Genomic DNA, 21,302 nt, shown 5'->3' on the forward strand with positions numbered 1-21,302 from the left:
CCGCGGCCGGGCTCAGCCGCGGAAGCCCAGCAGGCCGTGCAGCGTAGAGCCCCGGGAGGAGGTGGACGCGGCCTTCTTCTTCAGGGGTTTGGGGTCGGCGAGCTTCTTGCAGGTGGCGTCGGTCTCGCCCTGGCCGCGCGGCACCCTGCCGTCGGTCAGATAGGCGGCCAGGTGCTTGTCCAGGCAGGCGTTGCCGCTCAGCGAGATGCCGTGGTTCCCGCCGCCCTCCTCGACGACCAGACTGGACCCGCGCAGCAGCTGGTGGGTGACGGCCCCGCCCTCGTACGGGGTGGCCGCGTCGTCCGTTGCCTGGAAGATCAGGACCGGCGGCAGCGCGGTGTTGGAGACGTCCACGGGGTCCAGGGACGCGGTGGGCCAGAACGCGCAGGGCGCGTTGTACCAGGCGTTGTTCCAGGTCATGAACGGCGCCTTCTCGTACATCGCCCAGTTGTCCTCGCGCCACTCGTTCCAGTCGCGGGTCCAGTGCGCGTCACGGCACTGCACCGAGGCGTAGACGCTGTAGCCGTTGTCGCCGGACGCGTCGACGGCGCCGAAGTTCTCGTACGCCTCGACCAGCGGATCGTCGTTCTTCTTGTTCACGAAGGCCGCGAACGCCTCGGCGAGATAGGGCCAGTAGCCGTTGTAGTAACCGCCAGGCATGAACGTGTCCTCCAGTTCGGAGGCGCCCACCCTGCCGTCCGCGGGCCGCTCGGCCAGCGCCGAGCGCATCGCGTACCACTTGGCCTCGATCTTCTCCGGATCGGTGCCGAGCCGGTACGTCCGGTCGTGCCGGGCGATCCAGGCCATCAGGGCCCGGTGGCGGTCGTTGAACGCCAGATCCTGTTGGAGGTTGCCGTCGTACCAGACCCCCGTGGGGTCCACGACGGAGTCCAGCACCGCGCGCCGTACGCGGTGGGGGAAGAGCTTGGCGTACACGGCGCCCAGGTAGGTGCCGTACGAGTACCCGAAGTAGTTGATCTTCTTGGCGCCCAGGGCCGCGCGGATGGCGTCCAGGTCCTTCACCGCGCTGACCGTGTCGATGTACGGCAGCACGTCCGCGTGCTTCTTGGCGCACGCCTCGGCGAAGGACCTGGCCCGCGCGAGGTTGGCCCGCTCGGCCTTCGGGGTGCTCGGCACCGAGTCGGGGCGCACCGCGGCGAAGTGGCCCGGCCGGCAGTTCAGCGCGGGCTTGCTGGCGCCGACGCCACGCGGGTCGAAGCCGATGACGTCGTACTGCGCCGCCACCTTCTTCGGCAGCGAGGACGCCACGAAGCCGGCGAGGGTGAGGCCGCTGCCGCCGGGGCCGCCCGGATTCACCAGCAGGGGGCCCTGGTACGTCTTCGCGGTGTGCGGGACGCGGGAGAGGGCGAGGGTGATCTTTCTGCCGCTCGGCCGGCCGTGGTCCAGCGGCACCTTCAGGGAGGCGCACTGGAGCTTCGGGTAGTCGGCGGTGGCGCACTTCTTCCAGGCCGGCTTCGCCGGCGGGGCGGCGGCGGAAGCGCCGCTCGCGCCGGCCGGGACCGCGGTGACCATTCCGGCCAGCACGGCAACGGCACCGCACAGAGCAGCTGTGCGTTTCTTCATCGTCAGGCCTCCCAGGGACGGAGGATTTCGGGCCGTGCACGCCACGGCCTTCGTCGCATCGTCCCGAACCGGGCCCCGCGAAGAACGCGTTCCACCCACACTTGACCCGTTCGGGGAGGCAGAAGCGCCCGGATGCTCCCCGGGGTGCCGCAGCAGGGTCAGAGAAGGGTCAGCTGGGTCGGTTCCGTGGGCGGGGCCGGCTCCGGCGCGGGACGTTCGCGCACCGGCAGCCGTCGCGGCGGCTGCGCGCGCCGGGGTCCCATGCCGTACTCCTCGGCCAGTTCGTGGACCTGACGGGTGATCTGCCGCTGGTACCACTTCGGGGCGTAGGCGCCCTCCGCGTACAACAGCTCGTATCGCCGCACGAGACGGGGGTGATGGCGTGCCAGCCAGGCCATGTACCACTCCCGTGCGCCGGGCCGCAGATGCAGCACCAGCGGGGTCACGGAGATGGCGCCGGAGGCCGCGACGGCCCGCACGGTCTCGCGCAGCCGGTCGGGGTGGTCGCTGAGGAACGGCAGCACGGGGGCCATCAGCACCCCGCAGCCGATCCCCACGCCGGCGAAGGCGCGGACGACGTCCAGCCGGCGCTCGGGCGCGGGCGTGCCCGGCTCGACCGTGCGCCACAGCTCGTGGTCCGTGAAGCCGACCGAGACCGACAGGCCGACCTCGGTGACCTCCGCCGCCTGCCGGATCAGGTCCAGGTCGCGCAGGATCAGCGTGCCCTTGGTGAGGATCGAGAAGGGGTTCGCGTGGTCGCGCAGGGCCGCGATGATGCCCGGCATCAGACGGTAACGGCCCTCCGCGCGCTGGTAGCAGTCGACGTTGGTGCCCATCGCGATGTGCTCGCCGTGCCAGCGCGGTGAGGCCAGCTGCCGGCGCAGCAGGTCGGGCGCGTTGATCTTCACGACGATCTGCGAGTCGAAGTCGAGGCCCGTGTCGAGGTCCAGATAGCTGTGGGTCTTGCGGGCGAAGCAGTAGACGCACGCGTGCGCGCAGCCCCGGTAGGGGTTCACCGTCCATTCGAACGGCATCCGGGAGGCTCCCGGCACCCGGTTCACGATCGTCCTCGCCCGGACCTCGTGGAAGGTCATGCCGCGGAACTCGGGAGTGTCGAAGGTACGGCTCGTCACCAGGTCCGTGCCGAACAGTGCGGCGTCCCGGGCCGTGGCGGGGTTCTCGGCCAGATGGTCCCAGCGCATGGACGCCTCCTCGGTCGCTCTGATCCCCAGAATAGAACACATGTTCCCTTGATCGTGCGAACTGGCTTTCGAACACCGTGTGGAGGTCTCGTCGGGGGTCTTCCGGGCAGTCCGCCGCGGTCCCCGGGGGCACCCCGATTTGGGCCCTCCGGCCGGGGGGTGGTTGGCTTTCCGCACATCCCCGAGTTACCAAGTGCTGGAGGAAGTGCAATGGCGCAGGTCGAGGCCACGACCGAACGAGTCGTAGCGGCGGACGCGGAAACGGTGTTCGACACCCTGGCCGAGTACAACGGCGCGCGCGAGAAGCTGATGCCGCAGCACTTCAGCGAGTACGAGGTGCGCGAGGGCGGCGACGGCGAGGGCACCCTCGTCCACTGGAAGCTCCAGGCCACCAGCAAGCGTGTCCGTGACTGTCTGCTGGAGGTCACCGAGCCCTCCGACGGTGAACTCGTGGAGAAGGACCGCAACTCCTCCATGGTCACCGTCTGGCGGGTCACCCCGGCCGGCGAGGGCAGCTCCCGTGTCGTCGTCACCACCACCTGGCAGGGCGCCGGAGGCATCGGCGGCTTCTTCGAGAAGACCTTCGCCCCCAAGGGCCTCGCCCGGATCTACGACGCCCTGCTCGCCAACCTCGCCGCCGAGGTGGAGAAGTAGACGCCGGGGCCGGGGCCGCGTCGCCCGCGGCACCCGGCCCAACGGGCGCGTCCCGGGGGTGCGTTGCCGCCCTCACCGGTTCGAGTGGATCTCCGTGACATGCGCCGGAATGCCGTAACTCGTCGTACTTGCCGACAGTTCCCGCTTATCGCGGGAATTGTGCGGTAAGTGCGACGAGGGGAGCGGTACGCATGGGCGCGATCACACTGGTGAAGGACGAACCGGCCACCACACCCGTGACACCGCCACCGGCGGACGGACCTCCCCCGCACGGCCCCCACCGGGTCCGGCTGGTCTTCTCCGCCCTCCTCCTCGTCCTGCTCCTGGCCGCGCTGGAGCAGATGGCCGTCGCCACCGCCCTCCCCGAGATCGTCGGCGAGCTGCGCGGCGTCGACCGGATGTCCTGGGCGATCACCGCCTACCTCCTCACCGCCGCCGTCACCCTCCCCGTCCACGCCAGACTGAGCGAACTGCGCGGCCCCAAGGGCGTGTTCCAGTGCGCGCTGGTGGTCTTCGTGGCCGGCTCCGCCCTGGCCGGACACGCCCGGAGCATGGACCAGCTCATCGCGTTCCGCGCGCTCCAGGGAGTCGGCGCGGGCGGCCTCATGATCGGTGTGCAGGCGATCGTCGCCGACCTCGTGCCGTCCCGGAGCCGCGGCCGCCATCTGGGCGTCGTCGGGGCCGCGTTCGGCCTCGCCTCCGTCACCGGCCCGCTTCTGGGCGGCTGGCTCACCGACCACCTCTCCTGGCGCTGGTGCTTCTACGTCAACGTGCCCTGCGGGCTCCTCGCCCTGGCCGTGGTCACCTTCGCGCTGCGGCCGCGGAGGACCATCGCGAGGGGGCGTCTGGACGTCCTGGGCACCCTGCTGCTCGCCGTCGTCTCGACCTGTCTGGTGCTGCTGGCCGGCTGGGGCGGTACCGCCCACGCCTGGAACTCACGGCCGGTCCTCGCTCTCGCCGCAGGCGCGGTCCTGGCGACCGCGCTGCTCCTCGTCGTCGAGCGGTTCGCGGTCCAGCCCCTGCTTCCCCCGCGGCTGTTCAGGGACCCGGTCTTCCTCGTGACCGGCCTCGTGGGGATCACCGTCGGCGTCGCCCTCTTCGGCACCGCCAGCTTCCTGCCGAACCAGCTGCGGATGGTCGGCGGGATCTCCGCCACCGCGTCCGGGCTGCTCATGCTGCCGATGACGGCCGGCATCGTCGCCACGTCCGTCGTCTGCGGCCGGCTCATCGCCCGCACCGGGCACTACCGGACGTACCCGGTCCTCGGCGCCGCCCTGGCCGCCCTCGGCGTCTGGCTGCTGTCCCGCCTGCAGACGGACACACCCGCGCTGCAGTTCGGCATCCGGACGGCCGTCCTCGGCGCGGGCATCGGCATGGTGATGCCGGTCCTGGTCCTCGCCGTGCAGAACTCCGTACGCCCCGCCGACATCGGGACCGCCACCGCCGCCGGCGACTACTTCCGCCAGATCGGCGGCGCCGTCGGGGTGGCCGCCGTCGGCGCGCTCCTCACCACCCGCCTCGCCGACCGCCTTCCCGAGCGCGCGGGAGCCGTGCTCCCCGCCCCCGGCTCCCTGACCCCGGACCTCGTCCACGCCCTGCCCGCCCCGCTGCGCGACACCTACGTCGCCGCCTACGCGGAGACCGTGCCGGGGCTCTTCTGGTACCTCACGCCGGTGCTCGTCCTCGGGGCCGTCGTGGCCTGCTTCCTCAGGGAGAGGACCCCGACGCCCTGCGACGACGTGCCCGCCGTGCCCGCACCCGTGCCCGCCGCCCGGATGCCGCAGGCCCGTGATCCCCACGAGGCCGGCGTCCCCGTCCTCGGTACGGTCCAGCAGTCCGACGGAACCGTAGTGCCCCGCGCCGCGCTCACCCTGATCGACTCCGGCGGCCGGCAGACCGGGCGGGGCGGCAGCGGCGAGGACGGGCGGTACGCGCTGTCGACCCCGGGGCCGGGGGCGTACGTGCTGATCGCGGCCGCCGGCGGTCACCAGCCGCAGGCCGTGAGCGTCACCGTCGGTGAGGGTCCCGTGGAGGTGGACATCGTGCTCGGCGGCGCGGGACGCCTGGCCGGGACCGTGCGGACGGCGGACGGGCGGACGGTGAGCGACGCGACCGTCACGCTCACCGACGGGCGCGGCGAGGTCGTCGTGACCACCCGCAGCGGGGCGGAGGGCGACTACCTCGTCACCGAGCTGGCCGCCGGCGACTACACCGTCGCCGTGAGCGCCCACTCCCACCGCCCGGCCGCGCTCCCCGTCACCGTCCGGGCCGCCCGCGAGACCCGCCTGGACGTCGAACTGGCCGGGGGCGCCGTGCTGCTCGGCACGGTCCGCGCCGGGGGCGGCCGACCGGTGGAGGACGCGCGCGTGACGCTCCTGGACGCCGTCGGGGACGTCGTCGACACGGTCACCACCGGCGTCGACGGAACGTTCCGGTTCGCCGACCTCGCCGCCGGTGAGTACACCGTCATCGCCACCGGGTATCCCCCCGTCGCGACGGTGCTGCAGGTCGACGGCGCCGGGACGGAACGGGACGTGCGGCTGGGGCACGCGGACTGAGCCGGCGGCCACCCGGCCCGGGGGAGGGGGAGGGTGGCGGCGGGGGGCGGGCCGGGCGGGGGACGGGACCAGGTGGCAACAGGGGGCGTGCGCGTGATCGCGCGCCGCCCGTGTGGCCTGCGCGTGCGCCGGAGGCTCCCAGGGAGCAATTCGCGTATTGCCACACATCGCGACGCTACGCGGCCGTACGGTAGTGGGGGCGGCGCAGATCTTGGGAGCCGTGGGGAGAGAGGGCCTTGGCCATGGACCGTGGCACCGACACGGGCGCGACTACCGGCCTCGGAGCCGGTGACGGCACGGCGGAGGGGGCCGCGGTCGGTCGTATCCCCCTGGCCGTGGTCGTCGTGGACCGCGCCGGCCTCGTATCGCACTGGAGCACCGGCGCACGCCGGCTCTTCGGCACCACCAGGGACGAGGCGATGGGCCGGCCCGCCCTGGACCTGCTGCCCGTCGCCGGCGCCCTCCCGGACGAGGACGTCACCCCACCCCACGGGGCGTACGGCGGCGCGTACGACGCACTCGGACACGACCTGGAGACCTCCCTCGACGGGCACCTCGCCTACCCGGCGGCGGGCCGCGCCCGGCTCACCGTGCCCGGCCGCGACCGGTCGGACGTCCTGTGGTGGGCGTACCCCCTGGTCGGTGCCGGCCGGGAGCGCCTCCTGGTGCTGGCGGCCGACGCCGAGGCGCTGCGCCGACGCGACGACGGGCCCGCCGTCGCCGTCGAACGCATCGCGCCCGGCTTCGCCCTGCACACCGACTTCCCCGGCGCCGAGGAACTGGCCCGCAGGCTCCCCGAGATCCTCCCCAGCATGAGCGTCGGCGAGAGCGCCCGCATCGTCGCCCAGGTACTCGAACTGGGCTATCCGGTGCTGGAGTTCAGCCAGAACGACCGGGTGCCCGTCACCCCCGACTGGGGCGTGCCCCGGCGCGCGGAGCGCCGGGCGCGCCGTGAGCGGGCCGCGCGCGCCGTCGCCGAGGGTCTGCCGGTCCCCCCGGAGGTGCTGGAGGAGGGGCAGGACCTCGAATACGCGGCCGTACGCGAGCGCCTGGAGTTCCTCAACGAGGTCAGCGGACGCATCGGCACCTCCCTCGATCTGTCGCAGACCATCGTCGAGGTCAGCCGGGCGGTCGTGCCCCGCTTCACCGACGTCGCCGGCACCTATCTGCGCGAGCAGGTCGTCGCGGGCGAGGGCTTCCCCGACGGCGTGCCGGACACGACGACCATGTGGCACCGCGTCGCCCTGGAGCACACGGACGAGCCGGGCCGCTGGGACGACGTCGTCCCCGTCGGCGAGGCCATGCCGTTCCCGGCGCACACCCCGTTCTTCCAGTGCATGACCACCGGCGAGCCCGTCCTCGTGCCCCGTATCAGCGAGCAGATGGGGCACGCGATCGCCGCGCAGTTCGACAAGCGCGACATCCGGCCACTGATCACGGGCCGCTCCATGCTGGTCGTCCCCCTGAAGGCCCGCAACGTGGTGCTCGGATTCATGATCCTGCTGCGCCACCCGGAGCGCGAGGTCTTCGACGACATGGACCGCGTCACCGGCGCCGAACTCGCCGCCCGCGCGGGCCTGGTCCTCGACAACGCCCGCATGTACACCTACCAGGAGAACGTCGCCGAGACGCTCCAGGACAGCATGCTCCCGCAGATCGAGGCCCACATGGCGGGCTGCGACATCGCCACCCGCTACCTCCCGGGCACCCTCCTCGGCAGGGTGGGAGGCGACTGGTTCGACTCGGTGAAGCTGCCCGGTGGCCGCACCGCCCTGGTCGTCGGCGACGTCATGGGGCACGGCCTCAACTCGGCCGCGATGATGGGTCAGCTGCGCACGGCCGTGCAGACCATGGCCGCCCTCGACCTGCCGCCCGCGCAGCTCCTGCGCAACCTCGACGACCTCGCCCAACGCCTCGGCGAGCACTACCTCGCCACCTGCCTCTACGCCGTCTACGACCCCATCGAGGGCGAGCTGCACCTCGCCAACGCCGGGCACATCCCGCCCGTGCTGGTCCGCGCGGTGGACGGTCGCAGCGACCTCCTCGACCTGCCCACGGGCGCCCCGATCGGCGTCGGAGGGGTGCCGTTCGAGGCGGTACGCGTGCGCGTGGAGCCCGGCGACCGTCTCGTGATGTGCACCGACGGACTGGTCGAGGTGCGCGGCGAGGACATCGGTGTCGGCCTCGCCACCCTCTGCGAGTCCGCCGCCCACCCGGCCGCCTCCATGGACCACGCCTGCGACACGATCATCCGAGCCCTCAACACACGCGGCGGCCGCAAGGACGACGTCGCCCTGCTGATGGCCCGGCTCAACGGCATCGAGCCCGAGGACGTCGCCGAGTGGCGCCTCACCCGCGACCCGGTCGAGGCGGCCCGCGCCCGTGCCGTCGTCCACGAACAGCTGTACGTCTGGGGCCTCGACGCCCTCGCGGACACCGCCGCGCTCCTGGTCGGCGAACTCGTCACCAACGCCGTCAGGCACGCGCGCGGGCGCCGTGTCGATCTCCGCCTGATCCGCGGCGACACCCTGCAGTGCGAGGTCCACGACGACGACCCCACCCTGCCGACCCTGCTCAGCGCGGCGCCCACGGACGAGTTCGGGCGCGGGCTGCGCGTGCTGACCACCCTGGCCCGGGAGTGGGGCACCAGCCGGACCAGGGCGGGCAAGACGGTGTGGTTCGAGCTGACGCTGCCGAGACGGCGCTGAACGCGCGGTGCACGCGGGTCCTGGACGCGGCGTGAAGGTGCGTGCAGATCGCTTGCCGCCGTGCTCCCGGCGCGGTAGACCGATCTGGGCCGTCGGAGCGGCGGCCACGACGCTGTTTCCGGGGGGTTGGGCATGAGCGTGACGAGTCGGTACCGGGAAGCCTGGGAGGGGTTCTGGCGGGAGGCCCCCGACGGACCGGGAGAGGTCTTCTGGGACGCCGGGCCCGAACGGACCGCCGCCGTCCATCTCGCCCTGTTCGAGCCCCACCTGACGGCCCACGACCTGCCCCTCGTCGACCTCGGCTGCGGCAACGGCACCCAGACCCGCTACCTGGCCGACCGCTTCTCCCGGGTGATCGGCGTCGACCTCTCCACCGCCGCCGTCGGCCTGGCCCGCCGCGCCGACCCCGACGGCCGGGCCACGTACCGCTCGATGGACGCGGCCGACGGGACACAGGCCGAGACCCTGCACGCCGACCTCGGCGACGCCAACGTCTACGTACGCGGTGTGCTCCACCAGTGCGAGCCCGACGACCGGCAGCGCCTCGTCGACACGGTGGCCACGCTGCTGGGCGAGCGGGGCCGGGTCTGTCTCGTCGAACTCGCCGAGGCCGCCCGTCCCGTCCTCATGGGTCTCGCCCAGGGCCCCGGCGGCCCGCCGGCCCGCCTCGCCCCGGTCCTGCGGCACGGGATCGCCCCGGGCGAGGTCGGCGACGCCGCGGTCCCGCGGTATCTGCGGGCGGCCGGCCTGACCCTCCTCGCCGAGGGCGAGCTTCCGCTGATCACCACGGAGCACACGGCGGACGGCACCCGGATCGAACTGCCGTCGAGGTGGTACGTGGCGGGGCGCACGGCGTAGGAGCGGCCCGGAAGAGGGCCCTGAGCCCTCCCGGGGGCGTCCGTGGGCCGTGACGGTGAGAGTTATCCACAGGTCTGCCACGGATCGGCGCGAACGCGTACGGTTTCGAGCCATGAAGATCCTCATCAGCGCCGACATGGAGGGCGCCACCGGTGTCACCTGGCCGGCCGACGTCCTGCCGGGGACACCGCAGTGGGAGCGGTGCCGTTCGATGTTCACCTCGGACGTGAACGCCGCCGTGCTCGGTTTCCTGGACGGCGGTGCCGACGAGGTGCTGATCAACGAGGCGCACTGGACGATGCGCAATCTGCTGCTGGAGGAGCTGGACGAGCGCGCGCAGATGCTCACCGGGCGGCACAAGGCCCTGTCCATGGTGGAGGGCGTGCAGCACGGTGACGTGGACGGCATCGCCTTCGTCGGCTACCACGCGGGCGCAGGCATGGAGGGCGTCCTCGCCCACACCTACCTGGCCAACTCGATCACCGGGGTGTGGGTGAACGAGGAGCGGGCCAGCGAGGGGCTGCTCAACGCGCATGTCGTGGCCGAGTACGGGGTACCGGTGGTGCTGGTGACCGGTGACGACGTGGCGTGCGAGGACGCCCTGGGGTATGCGCCCGAGGCGCTCAAAGTGGCGGTCAAGGACCATGTGTCGCGGTACGCGGCGGTGTGCCGCACCCCGGCGAGAACGGCCGCCGACATCCGCGCGGCGGCCAAGGAGGCGGCCTCGCTCGCCGTGCGGCACGCACCGGTCAGGGGCGGGCCGTTCACCGTGGCGCTGGAGTTCGACGCCGAGCACCTGGCGATGGCCGCGACGGTCGTCCCGGGCGTGACCCGTACCGGTGAACGCAAGATCGCGTACACCAGTCCGACCATGTACGAGGGAATCCGTACGTTCAAGGCGGTCACCACGATCGTCTCGGCCGCGGTGGAGGAGACATATGGCTGAGCCGGCACGGCTCCCGGAGGCGGCGGAGTCCTCGGAGCGGCAGGCGCTGGACGAGGTCGTCCGGTTCACCTCCGACCTCATCCGCATCGACACCACCAACCGCGGCGGCGGGGACTGCAGAGAGCGGCCCGCCGCCGAGTACGCCGCCGCGCTGCTGGCCGAGACCGGCCCCGAGCCCACCCTGCTGGAGCGCACCGAGGGCCGGACCAACGTGGTGACACGGATCGAGGGCACCGACCCGTCGGCGGACGCGCTGCTCGTCCACGGTCACCTGGACGTGGTGCCCGCGCAGGCGACGGACTGGACCGTGCACCCGTTCTCCGGGGAGGTCCGCGACGGGGTGGTGTGGGGCCGGGGCGCGGTCGACATGAAGAACATGGACGCGATGATCCTCGCGGTCGTCCGGCACTGGGCGCGCACGGGCGTGCGGCCCCGCAGGGACATCGTCATCGCGTTCACCGCCGACGAGGAGGCGAGCGCCGCGGACGGCTCCGGCTTCCTCGCCGACGCGCACCCCGGTCTCTTCGAGGGCTGCACCGAGGGCATCAGCGAGTCGGGTGCGTTCACCTTCCACGACGGCGCGGGCCGCAGGATCTACCCGATCGCGGCCGGGGAGCGCGGCACCGGCTGGCTGAAGCTCACCGCGCACGGCCGGGCCGGCCACGGCTCCAAGGTGAACCGGAGCAACGCGGTGACCCGGCTGGCGGCCGCGATCGCCCGGATCGGCGCGCACGAGTGGCCGCTGCGGCTCACCCCGACCGTCCGCGCGGCCCTCACCGCTCTCGCCACGCTGTACGGCGTCGACGCCGACCTCGACCACCCCGGCGGGGTCGACCGGCTCCTCGACAAGCTCGGCCCGGCCGCCGCCCTGGTCGACGCGACCGTGCGGAACAGCGCCAACCCGACGATGCTGGACGCCGGTTACAAGATCAATGTGATCCCGGGGGAGGCCGTCGCCCGCGTCGACGGGCGGTTCCTCCCCGGCGGCGAGGACGAGTTCCGGGAGACCCTCGACCTGCTCACCGGCCCGGACGTGGATTGGGAGTACGAACACCGGGAAGTTGCCCTCCAGGCGCCGGTGGACTCGGTGACGTACGCGCGGATGCGGGCCGCCGTCGAGGAGTTCGCACCCGAGGGGCACGTGGTGCCGTACTGCATGCCGGGCGGCACCGACGCCAAGCAGTTCTCGCGGCTCGGCATCACGGGCTACGGCTTCTCACCGCTGAAGCTGCCCGAGGGCTTCGACTACGCCGCGATGTTCCACGGGGTGGACGAGCGCGTCCCGGTCGAGGCGCTCCATTTCGGCGTCCGCGTGCTCGACCGCTTCCTGCGGACGGCCTGAGCGATGGCACACGGGGGACCGTGGGAGATGGGGGACAGGATGCAGGCCCTGGCGTACGGTGCGTGGCCCTCGCCGATCGACGCGGCGCTCGCCGCGGCGCACGACGGGCAACCCGAGTTCGTGGGCTTCGTCGGCGACGAGCCCTGGTGGACCGAGCCCCGGCCCGCCGAGGGCGGCCGGCGCACCCTGGTCAGGCGCACGGCCGACGGCACGGAGGAGTCGGTGCTGCCGGCCCCGTGGAACGTGCGCAGCAGGGTCATGGAGTACGGCGGCCTGCCCTGGGCCGGCGTCATGCGGGACACCGGCCCCCTCGTGGTCTTCGTGAACCACGCCGACCAGCGCCTCTACGGGTTCGAACCGGGCGGCGAGCCCGTTCCGCTCACCCCGGTGTCGCCGGTGGGCGGCGGTCTGCGCTGGGCGGACCCGCGGCCGCACCCGGAACGGAACGAGGTGTGGTGCGTCCTGGAGGAGTTCACCGGGGACGGACCCACCGACGTCCGGCGGGTCGTCGCCGCGGTGCCGCTCGACGGCTCGGCGGCCGAGGACCGGCACGCCGTACGCGAACTCACCGACGACACCCGGCGGTTCGTCACCGGCCCTCGCCTCTCGCCCGACGGCCGCCGCGCCGCATGGCTGGCCTGGGACCACCCGGGCATGCCGTGGGACGGCACCTCGCTGCTGGTCGCCGAGGTGACGGAGGACGGTCTGCTGGGCGAGCCCCGGACCGTCGCGGGCGGCCCTGAGGAATCGGTCGCCCAGGCCGAGTGGGCGGCCGACGGAACCCTGATCCACTCCAGCGACACCACCGGCTACTGGAACCTCTACCGGCTCGACCCCGACAGCGGTGACCGCACGGCTCTGTGCGCGCGGGAGGAGGAGTTCGGCGGGCCGCTGTGGAAGATCGGCTGGCGCTGGTTCGCGCTGCTGGACGACGGGCTGGCCGCCGTGGTGCACGGGCGGGGTGCCACCGCGCTCGGCATCCTCGACCTGGACACCGGCCAGGTCGTCGACGCCGCCGGGCCGTGGACCGAGTTCGCACCGTCGCTCGCCGTGCACGGCAGCCGTGTCATCGGCATCGGGGCCAGCCCCCGCAGCGCCTACGAGGTGGTCGAGCTGGACGCGGCCACCGGCGACGCCCGCGTGATCGGGGCCGCGCACGACGACCCGGTCGACCCCGCCTACTACCCCGAACCCCAGATCCGTTCCTTCCTCGGCCCCGCCGGACGCGAGATCCACGCGCACGTCTATCCGCCGCACCACCCCGGCTGCGTCGCCTTCAGCACCGAACTGCCGCCGTACGTGATCTGGGCGCACGGCGGGCCCACCAGCCGGGCACCCCTGGTCCTCGACCTGGCGATCGCCTACTTCACCTCCCGCGGCATCGGGGTGGCCGAGGTCAACTACGGCGGGTCGACCGGGTACGGCCGGGAGTACCGCAACCGGCTGCGCGAACAGTGGGGGGTCGTGGACGTCGAGGACTGCGCGGCGGTGGCGCTCGCCCTCGCCGACGAGGGCACCGCCGACCGGACCAGGCTCGCCGTCAGGGGCGCCAGCGCCGGTGGCTGGACCGCCGCCGTCTCCCTCACCACGACCGACGTCTACGCGTGCGCAACGATCCTGTACCCCGTCCTCGACCTCGCGACCTGGGCGTCGGGGGAGACCCACGACTTCGAGTCGCAGTACCTGGAGAGCCTGGTGGGACCGCTCGCGGAGGAGCCGATGCGGTACGTGGAGCGGTCGCCGAGCGAGCACGCCGACCGGATCACCGCGCCGTTCCTGCTGCTCCAGGGCCTCGACGACGTGATCTGCCCGCCCGCGCAGTGCGAGCGGTTCCTGGCCAGGATGCAGGAGCGGCGGGTGCCGCACGCCTACATCGCCTTCGAGGGGGAGGGGCACGGCTTCCGGCGGGCGGAGACGACGGTGCGGGTCCTGGAGGCGGAGCTTTCGCTGTACGCGCAGGTCTTCGGGTTGAATCCTCCGGGAATCCCTACTCTGGAGCTCACCAAGTGACACCACTGACCAGGCCCGCCCGTCTCGCTCCCGGTGCCCGTGTGGCCGTCGTCGCCCCCAGCGGGCCGGTGGCCGAGGAGCGGCTCAGCGCCGGGCTGGACATTCTCCGCGGCTGGGACCTCGACCCCGTCGTCGCCCCGCACACGCTCGACCGGCACCCCGGCTTCCCCTACCTCGCCGGTGAGGACGCCGACCGGGCCGCCGACCTCCAGGCCGCCTGGTGCGACCCGTCCGTGTCCGCCGTGCTCTGCGCCCGCGGCGGCTACGGCGTCCAGCGCGTGATCGACCTGCTCGACTGGGACGCCATCCGCGCGGCGGGCCCCAAGGCCCTCGTGGGGTTCAGCGACATCACGGCCCTCCACGAGGCGTTCGCCACCCGCGCGGGAGTGGTCACGCTGCACGGCCCCATGGCGGCGGGCGTGGACTTCATCAAGAACACCCGGGCCCAGGACCATCTGCGCGCCACCCTGTTCGCCCCCGAGACGGTCCGCACGATCCGGGCCGCCGAGGGGAGCACCGCCCTGGTACCCGGCCGGGCACGGGGCGTCCTCCTGGGCGGCTGTCTCTGCCTGCTCGCCGCCGAGCTCGGCAACCCGCACGCACGCCCCTCCGCCCGGGGCGCCCTCCTCTGCCTGGAGGACGTCGGCGAGGAGAACTACCGCCTGGACCGCTACCTCACCCAGCTCCTGCGCGCGGGCTGGCTCGACGGCGTCGCCGGCGTCGTCCTCGGCTCCTGGGCGGAGTGCGAACCGTACGAGAAGGTGCGGGCACTGCTCGTGGACCGGATCGGCGGGCTCGGGGTGCCGGTGGTCGAGGAGTTCGGGTTCGGGCACGGGGAGGGGGCGCTGACGATCCCCTTCGGGGTGACGGCGGAGCTGGACACGGAGGCGGGGACCCTAACGCTGGACGAACCGGCGTTGGTCTGACCGCGGGCGTCGCACCCTCCGCCGGGACCTCCCACCGGGCGGGTCCCGGTGACCCGCGTCATCCTGGAGGCATGAGCCCCAAGACATCGGAACGGGTGGGGACGCACCGGCGCAAGCGGTGGGGCGACCTGCTGACACCCGGCAGGGTCCTCGTGGGTCTGCTCGCGGCCCTCGCGCTCGTCTTCATCTTCCAGAACACGCAGAGCACCGAGATCCAGCTGCTGGTCACCGAGGTCGCCATGCCGCTGTGGCTGGCGCTGCTGGGGACGGGCCTGGTCGGGGCGGTGTGCGGAGCGTTCTTCATGAGACGGCGCAGGTGACACCCGGCCCGACGTACCGTGGCGGGGTGTCCGGACATGTTCGTCACCTCATCATGGGATCCCGCGTCGGGATCCGGCACTTCACGTCCGAGGACGGCTCGGAGTTCACCGCGCGGGTGCGGGAGAGCAGGGACCTGCACCACCCGTGGCTGTTTCCCCCGGCCACGCCCGCCGCGTACGCCGCCTACGCGGGGCGGCTCACCGGGGATCCGACGAAGGCCGGGTTCCTGGTGTGCGAGAGGGACGGCGGAGCGATCGCCGGGTTCATCAACATCAACAACATCGTGGAGGGCGGCTTCCGCAGTGGCGCCCTCGGCTACGGGGCCTTCGCGCATGCCGCCGGGCGGGGGCTCATGAGCGAGGGACTCGGACTGGTCGTCGACTATGCGTTCGATTTCATGGGGCTCCACCGGCTGGAGATCAACGTCCAGCCGGGCAACGCCGCCTCCATCGCGCTGGCCCGGCGATGCGGCTTCCGGCTGGAGGGGTTCTCGCCGGACTTCCTCTTCATCGACGGGGCATGGCGGGACCACCAGCGATGGGCGCTGACGGTGGAGATGGCACGACCGGGACCGGTACCGGGACGAGGTGCCGGTCCCGGGGGCCAGGATCCGGACAGGCTCTAGCTGTGTCGACCCGCAGCCCGGCGGTCCGCGTACTCGTAGACAGAGCCGTCCGGGTGGACCGCGATGAGATTACGGCCGACGGGGGTGGGGATCGGGCCGGCCAGCACCTGGGCGCCGGAGGCGGTGAGGATCCGGTTGGCCTCGTCGACGTCCTCGACGGCGAGGGTGGCGGTGACCTTCCGCAGGACCTCCAGCTCCGACTCCGGACCGCTCATCAGCAGGAAGCAGCCCACGGCGGCGACCTGGACACCACCGCGTTCGAAACGCATCGCCGGTCCGCCCGAGAGTCTCTCGTAGAACGGGACCGCCGCCTCCAGGTCCTCGACGCAGATGCGGAGCGTGGTACCGAGAATCTCCATGCGTACGAGCCTAGTTGGGGCCGGCCGGGGTCGGTGATCGAAACGCGGGGATCGATCGATACGGCGACGGGGACGGAGCCGACGCGGAGGACGCCGAACGAGTCTCCGCCGTGTGCCGTGTGCCGTGCACCCCGTGCCGGGGCCTACACGGGGAACGCCGAGCGGGACCTTGGCGTGCGCCGTGCGCTGCGTGCCCCGTGCCGTACACGGTGTTACGCGCCGACGGCAGCGGGTACCCGGCGGCGATGGACCGTTCGGATCGTCCGGAACACCTGGACAGGCACCTGGCCGACGAGTTGGCGCGGGTGGCCCGCGAGACCATCCGTGAGGAGCTGCGGCAGCAGACGCGCAAGCAGCGGCGCAGGGCCGCGCTGTACGCCGCGTCCGGGGCGCTCGCCCTGTACGCGGGTGCCGCCCTGTCGTTGGCCGTCGGCCTGGCCCTGTCGCTGGTCCTGCCCGACTGGGCCGCCGCCCTGATCACGGCTGGGCTGCTCGGCACGGCCGCGTATCTGCTCCGGGGCGCCGCACGACCCTCGGCACCCGGCCCGACGGCCGGGCACGAGGGCGCGTCCGGGGCGGACCGTGACCGGATCCCCGGTGGCACGGCACCGGGAACGCCTCCGGGCGGGAAGGGTCCGGCCGGTTACCCGCCGGCCCCGCCCGTCGCCCCCGGCGTCGGAACCGGAACCGGCGTCGGAACCGGGGCCGGGGCCACGGGCGGCCCCGCACCGACCGGCGTCGTCCCCGAGGACCAGCACCGGCGGGGTGAGTGAGCCCGCACCGGCGTACGCTCAGCCCGCATCCCGCAGTCGCGGCAGCACCTTCGTGCGGTAGAAGTCGAAGAAGCCCTGCTGGTCGGGGCCGATCTGGCTGACGTAGACGCGGTCGAAGCCGGCGTCGGCGAACGCCCGCAGCTCGGCGACGTGTTCGTCCACGTCGTCGCCGCAGACCGTGTTCTCGCCCACCATCTGCTCGGTGACCAGGGGCTCCAGCTGCTCGAAGTGGCGCGGGGTGGGCAGGATCTGGCCCATCTCGCCGGGCAGGAGCTGGCTCGACCAGAGCCCGCGGACGCGGCGGACGGCCGCGTCCCGGTCGGTGCCCCAGCACACCTTCGTCCCGCCGCTGACGAGGTTCGTGCCCCCGCCGCCCTTGCGGTACTGCGTGACCAGCTCCTCGTCGGGGCCCATGGTGATGAAGCCGTCGCCGACCCGGGCGGCGAGCGCGGTGGCCTTGGGGCCGAAGCCGGAGATGTCGATCGGGACGGGCTGGTCGGGGAGCGTGTAGAGGCGGGCGTTCTCCACCGTGAAGTGGGGGCCGCGATGGGTGACCTCCTCGCCGGTGAACAGCCGCCGCATCACCTGGACCGACTCCTCCAGCATCTCCAGGCGGACGTCCGCCGGAGGCCAACGGGTGCCCAGCACATGCTCGTTGAGCGCTTCGCCCGAGCCGATGCCGAGACGGAACCGGCCCTCGGTCATCACCGCGCAGGTCGCCGCCGCCTGCGCGACGATCGCCGGGTGGATCCGCACGGTCGGGCAGGTCACCGCCGTCTCGACGGGCAGCGACACGGCCTCGGAGAGCGCGCCGATCACGGACCACACGAACGGGCTCTGGCCCTGGGCGTCGTTCCACGGATGGAAGTGGTCCGAGATCCACAGACAGTCGAATCCGGCCTGTTCGGCCATCCTCGCCTGCTCGATCAGCTCCACGGGACCGAACTCCTCGGTCGCCAAGAAGTATCCGTACTCGGGCATGGGGGCACCTCCGCGACATGTGCGCTCGGGACGGGGTCGGTTCGCGGTCCGGGTACCCGGGGGCCGGGCCGGAAACCCACGGACGGGCCGGGCCCGGGCGGTTTGGGCGCCCTGCCCAGGGGGACGCGGAAGGTCCGTACGCCACAGGATCCGTACGCCGCAGGACCCGACCCATACGCCTCAAGGACGCTGAGGACCCCGTATGCGCGACCCCGCCGGAGGCGAACCCGTGAGCCGACCCCGCATCGTGATCGTCGGCGCCGGCTTCGCCGGTTACCGGACCGCCCGCACCCTCGCGCGGCTGACCCGGAACAAGGCCGACATCACCCTGCTCAACCCGACCGACTACTTCCTGTATCTGCCCCTGCTGCCCCAGGTCGCCGCCGGTGTCCTGGAGCCCCGCCGGGTGACCGTCTCCCTCACCGGCACCCTGCGCCATGTGCGCCTGGTGCTCGGGGAGGCCGGGGACATCGACCTCGACGCGCGCACCGTGCGGTACACGGACCCCGAGGGCGAGACCGGCACGCTGACCTACGACCGGCTGGTGCTCGCGGCCGGCAGCGTGAACAAGCTGCTGCCGATCCCGGGTGTCGCCGAGCACGCCCACGGCTTCCGGGGACTCCCCGAGGCGCTGTACCTCCGGGACCACGTGACCCGGCAGGTGGAGCTGGCGGCCGGCAGCGAGGACCCCGAGAGCTGCCGCGCGCGCTGCACCTTCGTGGTGGTCGGCGCCGGCTACACCGGCACCGAGGTCGCCGCCCAGGGCCAGATGTTCACCGATGCACTGGCCCGGCAGCAGCCGCTGCGCGAAGGCGTCCGGCCGCGCTGGATGCTGGTCGACATCGCGAAACGGGTGCTGCCCGAGATGGACGAGAGGCTGTCACGGACCGCCGACGAGGTGCTGCGGCAGCGGGGCGTCGACGTGCGCACGGAGACCTCCGTGAAGGAGGCGACCCCGGACGGAGTGCTGCTGAGCGACGGGGAGTTCGTGGACACACGCACCCTGGTGTGGTGCGTGGGCGTTCGGCCCGATCCGCTCGCCGAGTCGCTGGGGCTGCCGATGGAACGCGGCCGGCTGCTGGTGGAACCCACGCTCCAGGTGCCCGGCAGGCCCGAGGTGTTCGCCTGCGGCGACGCGGCCGCCGTGCCCGATCTGACCAAGCCGGGCCAGTACACCCCGATGACCGCGCAGCACGCCTGGCGGCAGGGCAAGGTGGCCGGACTCAACGTCGCCGCCTCCCTCGGCCGGGGCGAGCCGAAGCCCTACCGCCACAGCGACCTGGGCTTCGTCGTGGACCTCGGCGGTGTCAAGGCCGCCGCCAACCCCCTGGGCGTGCCGCTGTCCGGTGTGGCCGCCGGTGCCGTCACCCGTGGCTACCACCTGGCCGCGATGCCCGGCAACCGCGTCCGGGTCGCCGCCGACTGGCTCCTGGACGCCGTACTGCCCCGCCAGGGCGTCCAGTTGGGACTCGTACGGTCCTGGTCGGTCCCCCTGGACACGGCGTCACCGGAGCTGGCGAGGATGCCGGCCGGAGCGCCGAGCGCGGACGCGGACCGTGAGCGGAGCCGGCCCCGACCCGCCGAACGTTCGGAAGGAGCGTCATGAACAGCCGTCGACTCAGCGAGCTGGCACAGCAGTTGAGGGTGGACAGCGTGCGCGCGTCCGGCGCGGCCGGATCCGGGCACCCGACGTCGTCGATGTCGGCCGCCGAACTGATGGCGGTGCTGCTCGCGAAGCATCTGCGGTACGACTTCGAACGCCCGCAGCACCCCGGGAACGACCGTTTCGTGCTCTCCAAGGGGCACGCCTCGCCCCTGCTGTACTCCGCGTACCGGGCGGCCGGCGCGATCAGCGAGACCGAGCTGATGACGTTCCGCAAGCTGGGCAGCAGGCTCGAAGGGCATCCCACGCCCCGGCGGCTGCCGTGGGTGGAGACCGCCACCGGCTCGCTCGGCCAGGGCCTGCCCGTCGGCGTCGGCATCGCGCTGGCCGGGAAACGGCTGGACCGCACCGGCTACCGGGTGTGGGTGCTGTGCGGAGACAGCGAACTCGCCGAGGGCTCGGTGTGGGAGGCCGCCGAACACGCCGCGTACGAGCATCTGGACAATCTGACGGCGATCGTCGACGTCAACCGGCTCGGGCAGCGCGGGCCCACCCGGCACGGGCACGACCTGGGTGCCTACGCCCGCCGCTTCGCGGCCTTCGGCTGGCACACGATCGAGGTCGACGGGCACGACGTGGACGCCGTCGACCGCGCCTACGGCGAGGCCGCGTCCACCAAGGGGCAGCCGACCGTGATCCTCGCCCGCACCCTCAAGGGCAAGGGAGTCGAGGCCGTCCAGGACCGCGAGGGCCTGCACGGCAAGCCGCTCCCGGACGCGGACGAGGCGATCGCGGAACTCGGCGGCGTGAGCGACCTGCGCGTCGAGGTCCGGCAGCCGCCCGCCGCCCGCATGCTGCACGCCGTACGCACCGGGCACCTGGAGCTGCCGCGCTTCGAGACCGGCGACGAGGTCGCAACCCGTGACGCCTTCGGGCAGGCGCTCGCCGCGCTCGGCGACGCGCGCGGCGACATCGTCGCCCTGGACGGCGAGGTCGGCGACTCCACACGCGCCGAGTACTTCGCCAAGGAACACCCCGAGCGGTACTTCGAGTGCTACATCGCCGAACAGCAGCTGGTGGCCGCCGCGGTCGGGCTCGCGGCGCGCGGGTGGGTGCCGTACGCCTCCACGTTCGCGGCGTTCCTCACCCGGGCCCACGACTTCATCCGCATGGCGTCGGTCAGCGGGTCCGGCCTCAACCTCGTCGGCTCCCACGCGGGCTGCGCCATCGGCCAGGACGGGCCCTCGCAGATGGGCCTGGAGGACCTGGCGATGATGCGCGCGGTGCACGACTCCACGGTCCTGTACCCGTGCGACGCCAACCAGACCGCCCGGCTCGCCGCCGCCATGGCCGGGCTCGAAGGCGTCCGCTATCTGCGGACGTCCCGGGGCGCCCAGCCCGTCCTCTACAGCCCCACCGAGGAGTTCCCGGTCGGCGGCAGCAAGGTGCTGCGCGCCTCGGACACCGACCGGCTGACGGTCGTCGCCGCCGGGGTCACCGTCCACGAGGCCCTCAAGGCCGCCGAGGCGCTGGACGCCGAGGGCATCCAGGTCCGGGTGATCGACCTCTACTCGGTCAAGCCGGTCGACCGCCGCACCCTGCGCGAGGCCGCCGAACGCACCGGCTGCATCCTCACCGTCGAGGACCACCACGAGGAGGGCGGCCTCGGTGACGCGGTTCTCGACGCGTTCCTCGACGGCCGCCCGGTGCCCCGCCTGGTGCGCCTCGCCGTCCGTACGATGCCGGGCTCGGCCTCCCCCGAGGAGCAGCTGCGCGAGGCGGGCATCGACGCGGAGGCGATCGCGGTGGCCGGGCGGCTGCTGGTGGAGCACGCGATCGCGCCCTGAACCCC

The 21,302-nt window shown here is 73.0% G+C and carries 17 protein-coding genes; 13 read left to right on the plus strand and 4 right to left on the minus strand.

Annotation, left to right across the window (positions count from 1 at the left end):
• Nucleotides 1-12 precede the first annotated feature (12 nt).
• Both ACZ6BB_RS02720 and ACZ6BB_RS02725 read right to left on the minus strand, forming a co-directional pair.
• Nucleotides 13-1,584, minus strand: a complete 1,572-nt coding sequence (locus ACZ6BB_RS02720) for an alpha/beta hydrolase (RefSeq protein ID WP_471613517.1) — start codon at nucleotides 1,582-1,584, stop codon at nucleotides 13-15.
• Nucleotides 1,585-1,742: 158 nt separating this feature from the next.
• The gene (locus ACZ6BB_RS02725; RefSeq protein ID WP_471613518.1) at nucleotides 1,743-2,786 is read right to left on the minus strand and encodes an Rv2578c family radical SAM protein; all 1,044 of its coding nucleotides are present in this window, start codon (nucleotides 2,784-2,786) and stop codon (nucleotides 1,743-1,745) included.
• 210 nt (nucleotides 2,787-2,996) lie between these two features.
• On the opposite strand from ACZ6BB_RS02725, the gene ACZ6BB_RS02730 reads away from it, so the two are divergent.
• The 10 genes from ACZ6BB_RS02730 (at nucleotide 2,997) to ACZ6BB_RS02775 (ending at nucleotide 15,734) form a co-directional block, all read left to right on the plus strand.
• The gene (locus ACZ6BB_RS02730) at nucleotides 2,997-3,440 is read left to right on the plus strand and encodes an SRPBCC family protein (RefSeq protein WP_012999610.1); all 444 of its coding nucleotides are present in this window, start codon (nucleotides 2,997-2,999) and stop codon (nucleotides 3,438-3,440) included.
• 191 nt (nucleotides 3,441-3,631) lie between these two features.
• A complete protein-coding gene (locus tag ACZ6BB_RS02735; protein WP_471613519.1) occupies nucleotides 3,632-5,998 on the plus strand; it encodes an MFS transporter in 2,367 nt (788 codons plus the stop codon).
• Nucleotides 5,999-6,240: 242 nt separating this feature from the next.
• Nucleotides 6,241-8,706 (plus strand): SpoIIE family protein phosphatase, encoded by a 2,466-nt coding sequence (locus ACZ6BB_RS02740; protein ID WP_471614104.1) that lies wholly within the window; start codon nucleotides 6,241-6,243, stop codon nucleotides 8,704-8,706.
• Nucleotides 8,707-8,838: 132 nt separating this feature from the next.
• On the plus strand, nucleotides 8,839-9,564 hold the full coding sequence (locus ACZ6BB_RS02745; protein ID WP_471613520.1) for a class I SAM-dependent methyltransferase: 726 nt from the start codon (nucleotides 8,839-8,841) through the stop codon (nucleotides 9,562-9,564).
• Nucleotides 9,565-9,676: 112 nt separating this feature from the next.
• Nucleotides 9,677-10,510 carry a M55 family metallopeptidase gene (locus tag ACZ6BB_RS02750; protein ID WP_471613521.1) on the plus strand — a complete coding sequence of 278 codons (834 nt, stop codon included), beginning with the start codon at nucleotides 9,677-9,679 and terminating at the stop codon, nucleotides 10,508-10,510.
• Complete coding sequence (locus tag ACZ6BB_RS02755; protein WP_471613522.1) at nucleotides 10,503-11,852, plus strand: M20/M25/M40 family metallo-hydrolase; 1,350 nt, start codon at nucleotides 10,503-10,505, stop codon at nucleotides 11,850-11,852. The genes ACZ6BB_RS02750 and ACZ6BB_RS02755 overlap by 8 nt, the downstream gene beginning before the upstream one ends.
• Before the next feature lie 27 nt (nucleotides 11,853-11,879).
• Nucleotides 11,880-13,862 carry a S9 family peptidase gene (locus ACZ6BB_RS02760; protein WP_471613523.1) on the plus strand — a complete coding sequence of 661 codons (1,983 nt, stop codon included), beginning with the start codon at nucleotides 11,880-11,882 and terminating at the stop codon, nucleotides 13,860-13,862.
• Nucleotides 13,859-14,788: a S66 peptidase family protein gene (locus tag ACZ6BB_RS02765; protein ID WP_471613524.1), complete on the plus strand. Its 930-nt coding sequence runs from the start codon at nucleotides 13,859-13,861 to the stop codon at nucleotides 14,786-14,788. The genes ACZ6BB_RS02760 and ACZ6BB_RS02765 overlap by 4 nt, the downstream gene beginning before the upstream one ends.
• Before the next feature lie 71 nt (nucleotides 14,789-14,859).
• Complete coding sequence (locus ACZ6BB_RS02770) at nucleotides 14,860-15,108, plus strand: lipopolysaccharide assembly protein LapA domain-containing protein (protein WP_471613525.1); 249 nt, start codon at nucleotides 14,860-14,862, stop codon at nucleotides 15,106-15,108.
• A gap of 53 nt (nucleotides 15,109-15,161) precedes the next feature.
• Entirely contained in the window at nucleotides 15,162-15,734 is a 573-nt protein-coding gene (locus tag ACZ6BB_RS02775; protein ID WP_471614105.1) for a GNAT family N-acetyltransferase, read from the plus strand.
• Here ACZ6BB_RS02775 and ACZ6BB_RS02780 read toward each other — a convergent pair.
• A complete protein-coding gene (locus ACZ6BB_RS02780) occupies nucleotides 15,731-16,093 on the minus strand; it encodes a VOC family protein (protein ID WP_471613526.1) in 363 nt (120 codons plus the stop codon). The genes ACZ6BB_RS02775 and ACZ6BB_RS02780 overlap by 4 nt on opposite strands.
• Before the next feature lie 245 nt (nucleotides 16,094-16,338).
• Between ACZ6BB_RS02780 and ACZ6BB_RS02785 the strand changes: the two genes are divergently transcribed.
• Nucleotides 16,339-16,866 (plus strand): phage holin family protein, encoded by a 528-nt coding sequence (locus ACZ6BB_RS02785; protein ID WP_471613527.1) that lies wholly within the window; start codon nucleotides 16,339-16,341, stop codon nucleotides 16,864-16,866.
• Nucleotides 16,867-16,884: 18 nt separating this feature from the next.
• On the opposite strand, the gene ACZ6BB_RS02790 is transcribed toward ACZ6BB_RS02785, so the two are convergent.
• On the minus strand, nucleotides 16,885-17,847 hold the full coding sequence (locus ACZ6BB_RS02790; protein WP_471613528.1) for an LLM class F420-dependent oxidoreductase: 963 nt from the start codon (nucleotides 17,845-17,847) through the stop codon (nucleotides 16,885-16,887).
• Between the two features lie 229 nt (nucleotides 17,848-18,076).
• Between ACZ6BB_RS02790 and ACZ6BB_RS02795 the strand changes: the two genes are divergently transcribed.
• Entirely contained in the window at nucleotides 18,077-19,453 is a 1,377-nt protein-coding gene (locus ACZ6BB_RS02795; RefSeq protein ID WP_471613529.1) for an NAD(P)/FAD-dependent oxidoreductase, read from the plus strand.
• Nucleotides 19,450-21,297, plus strand: a complete 1,848-nt coding sequence (locus tag ACZ6BB_RS02800) for a transketolase (protein ID WP_471613530.1) — start codon at nucleotides 19,450-19,452, stop codon at nucleotides 21,295-21,297. Before ACZ6BB_RS02795 ends, ACZ6BB_RS02800 begins: the two co-directional genes overlap by 4 nt.
• Nucleotides 21,298-21,302: the final 5 nt, after the last annotated feature.

The organism is Streptomyces sp. NPDC041108, assembly GCF_055592645.1.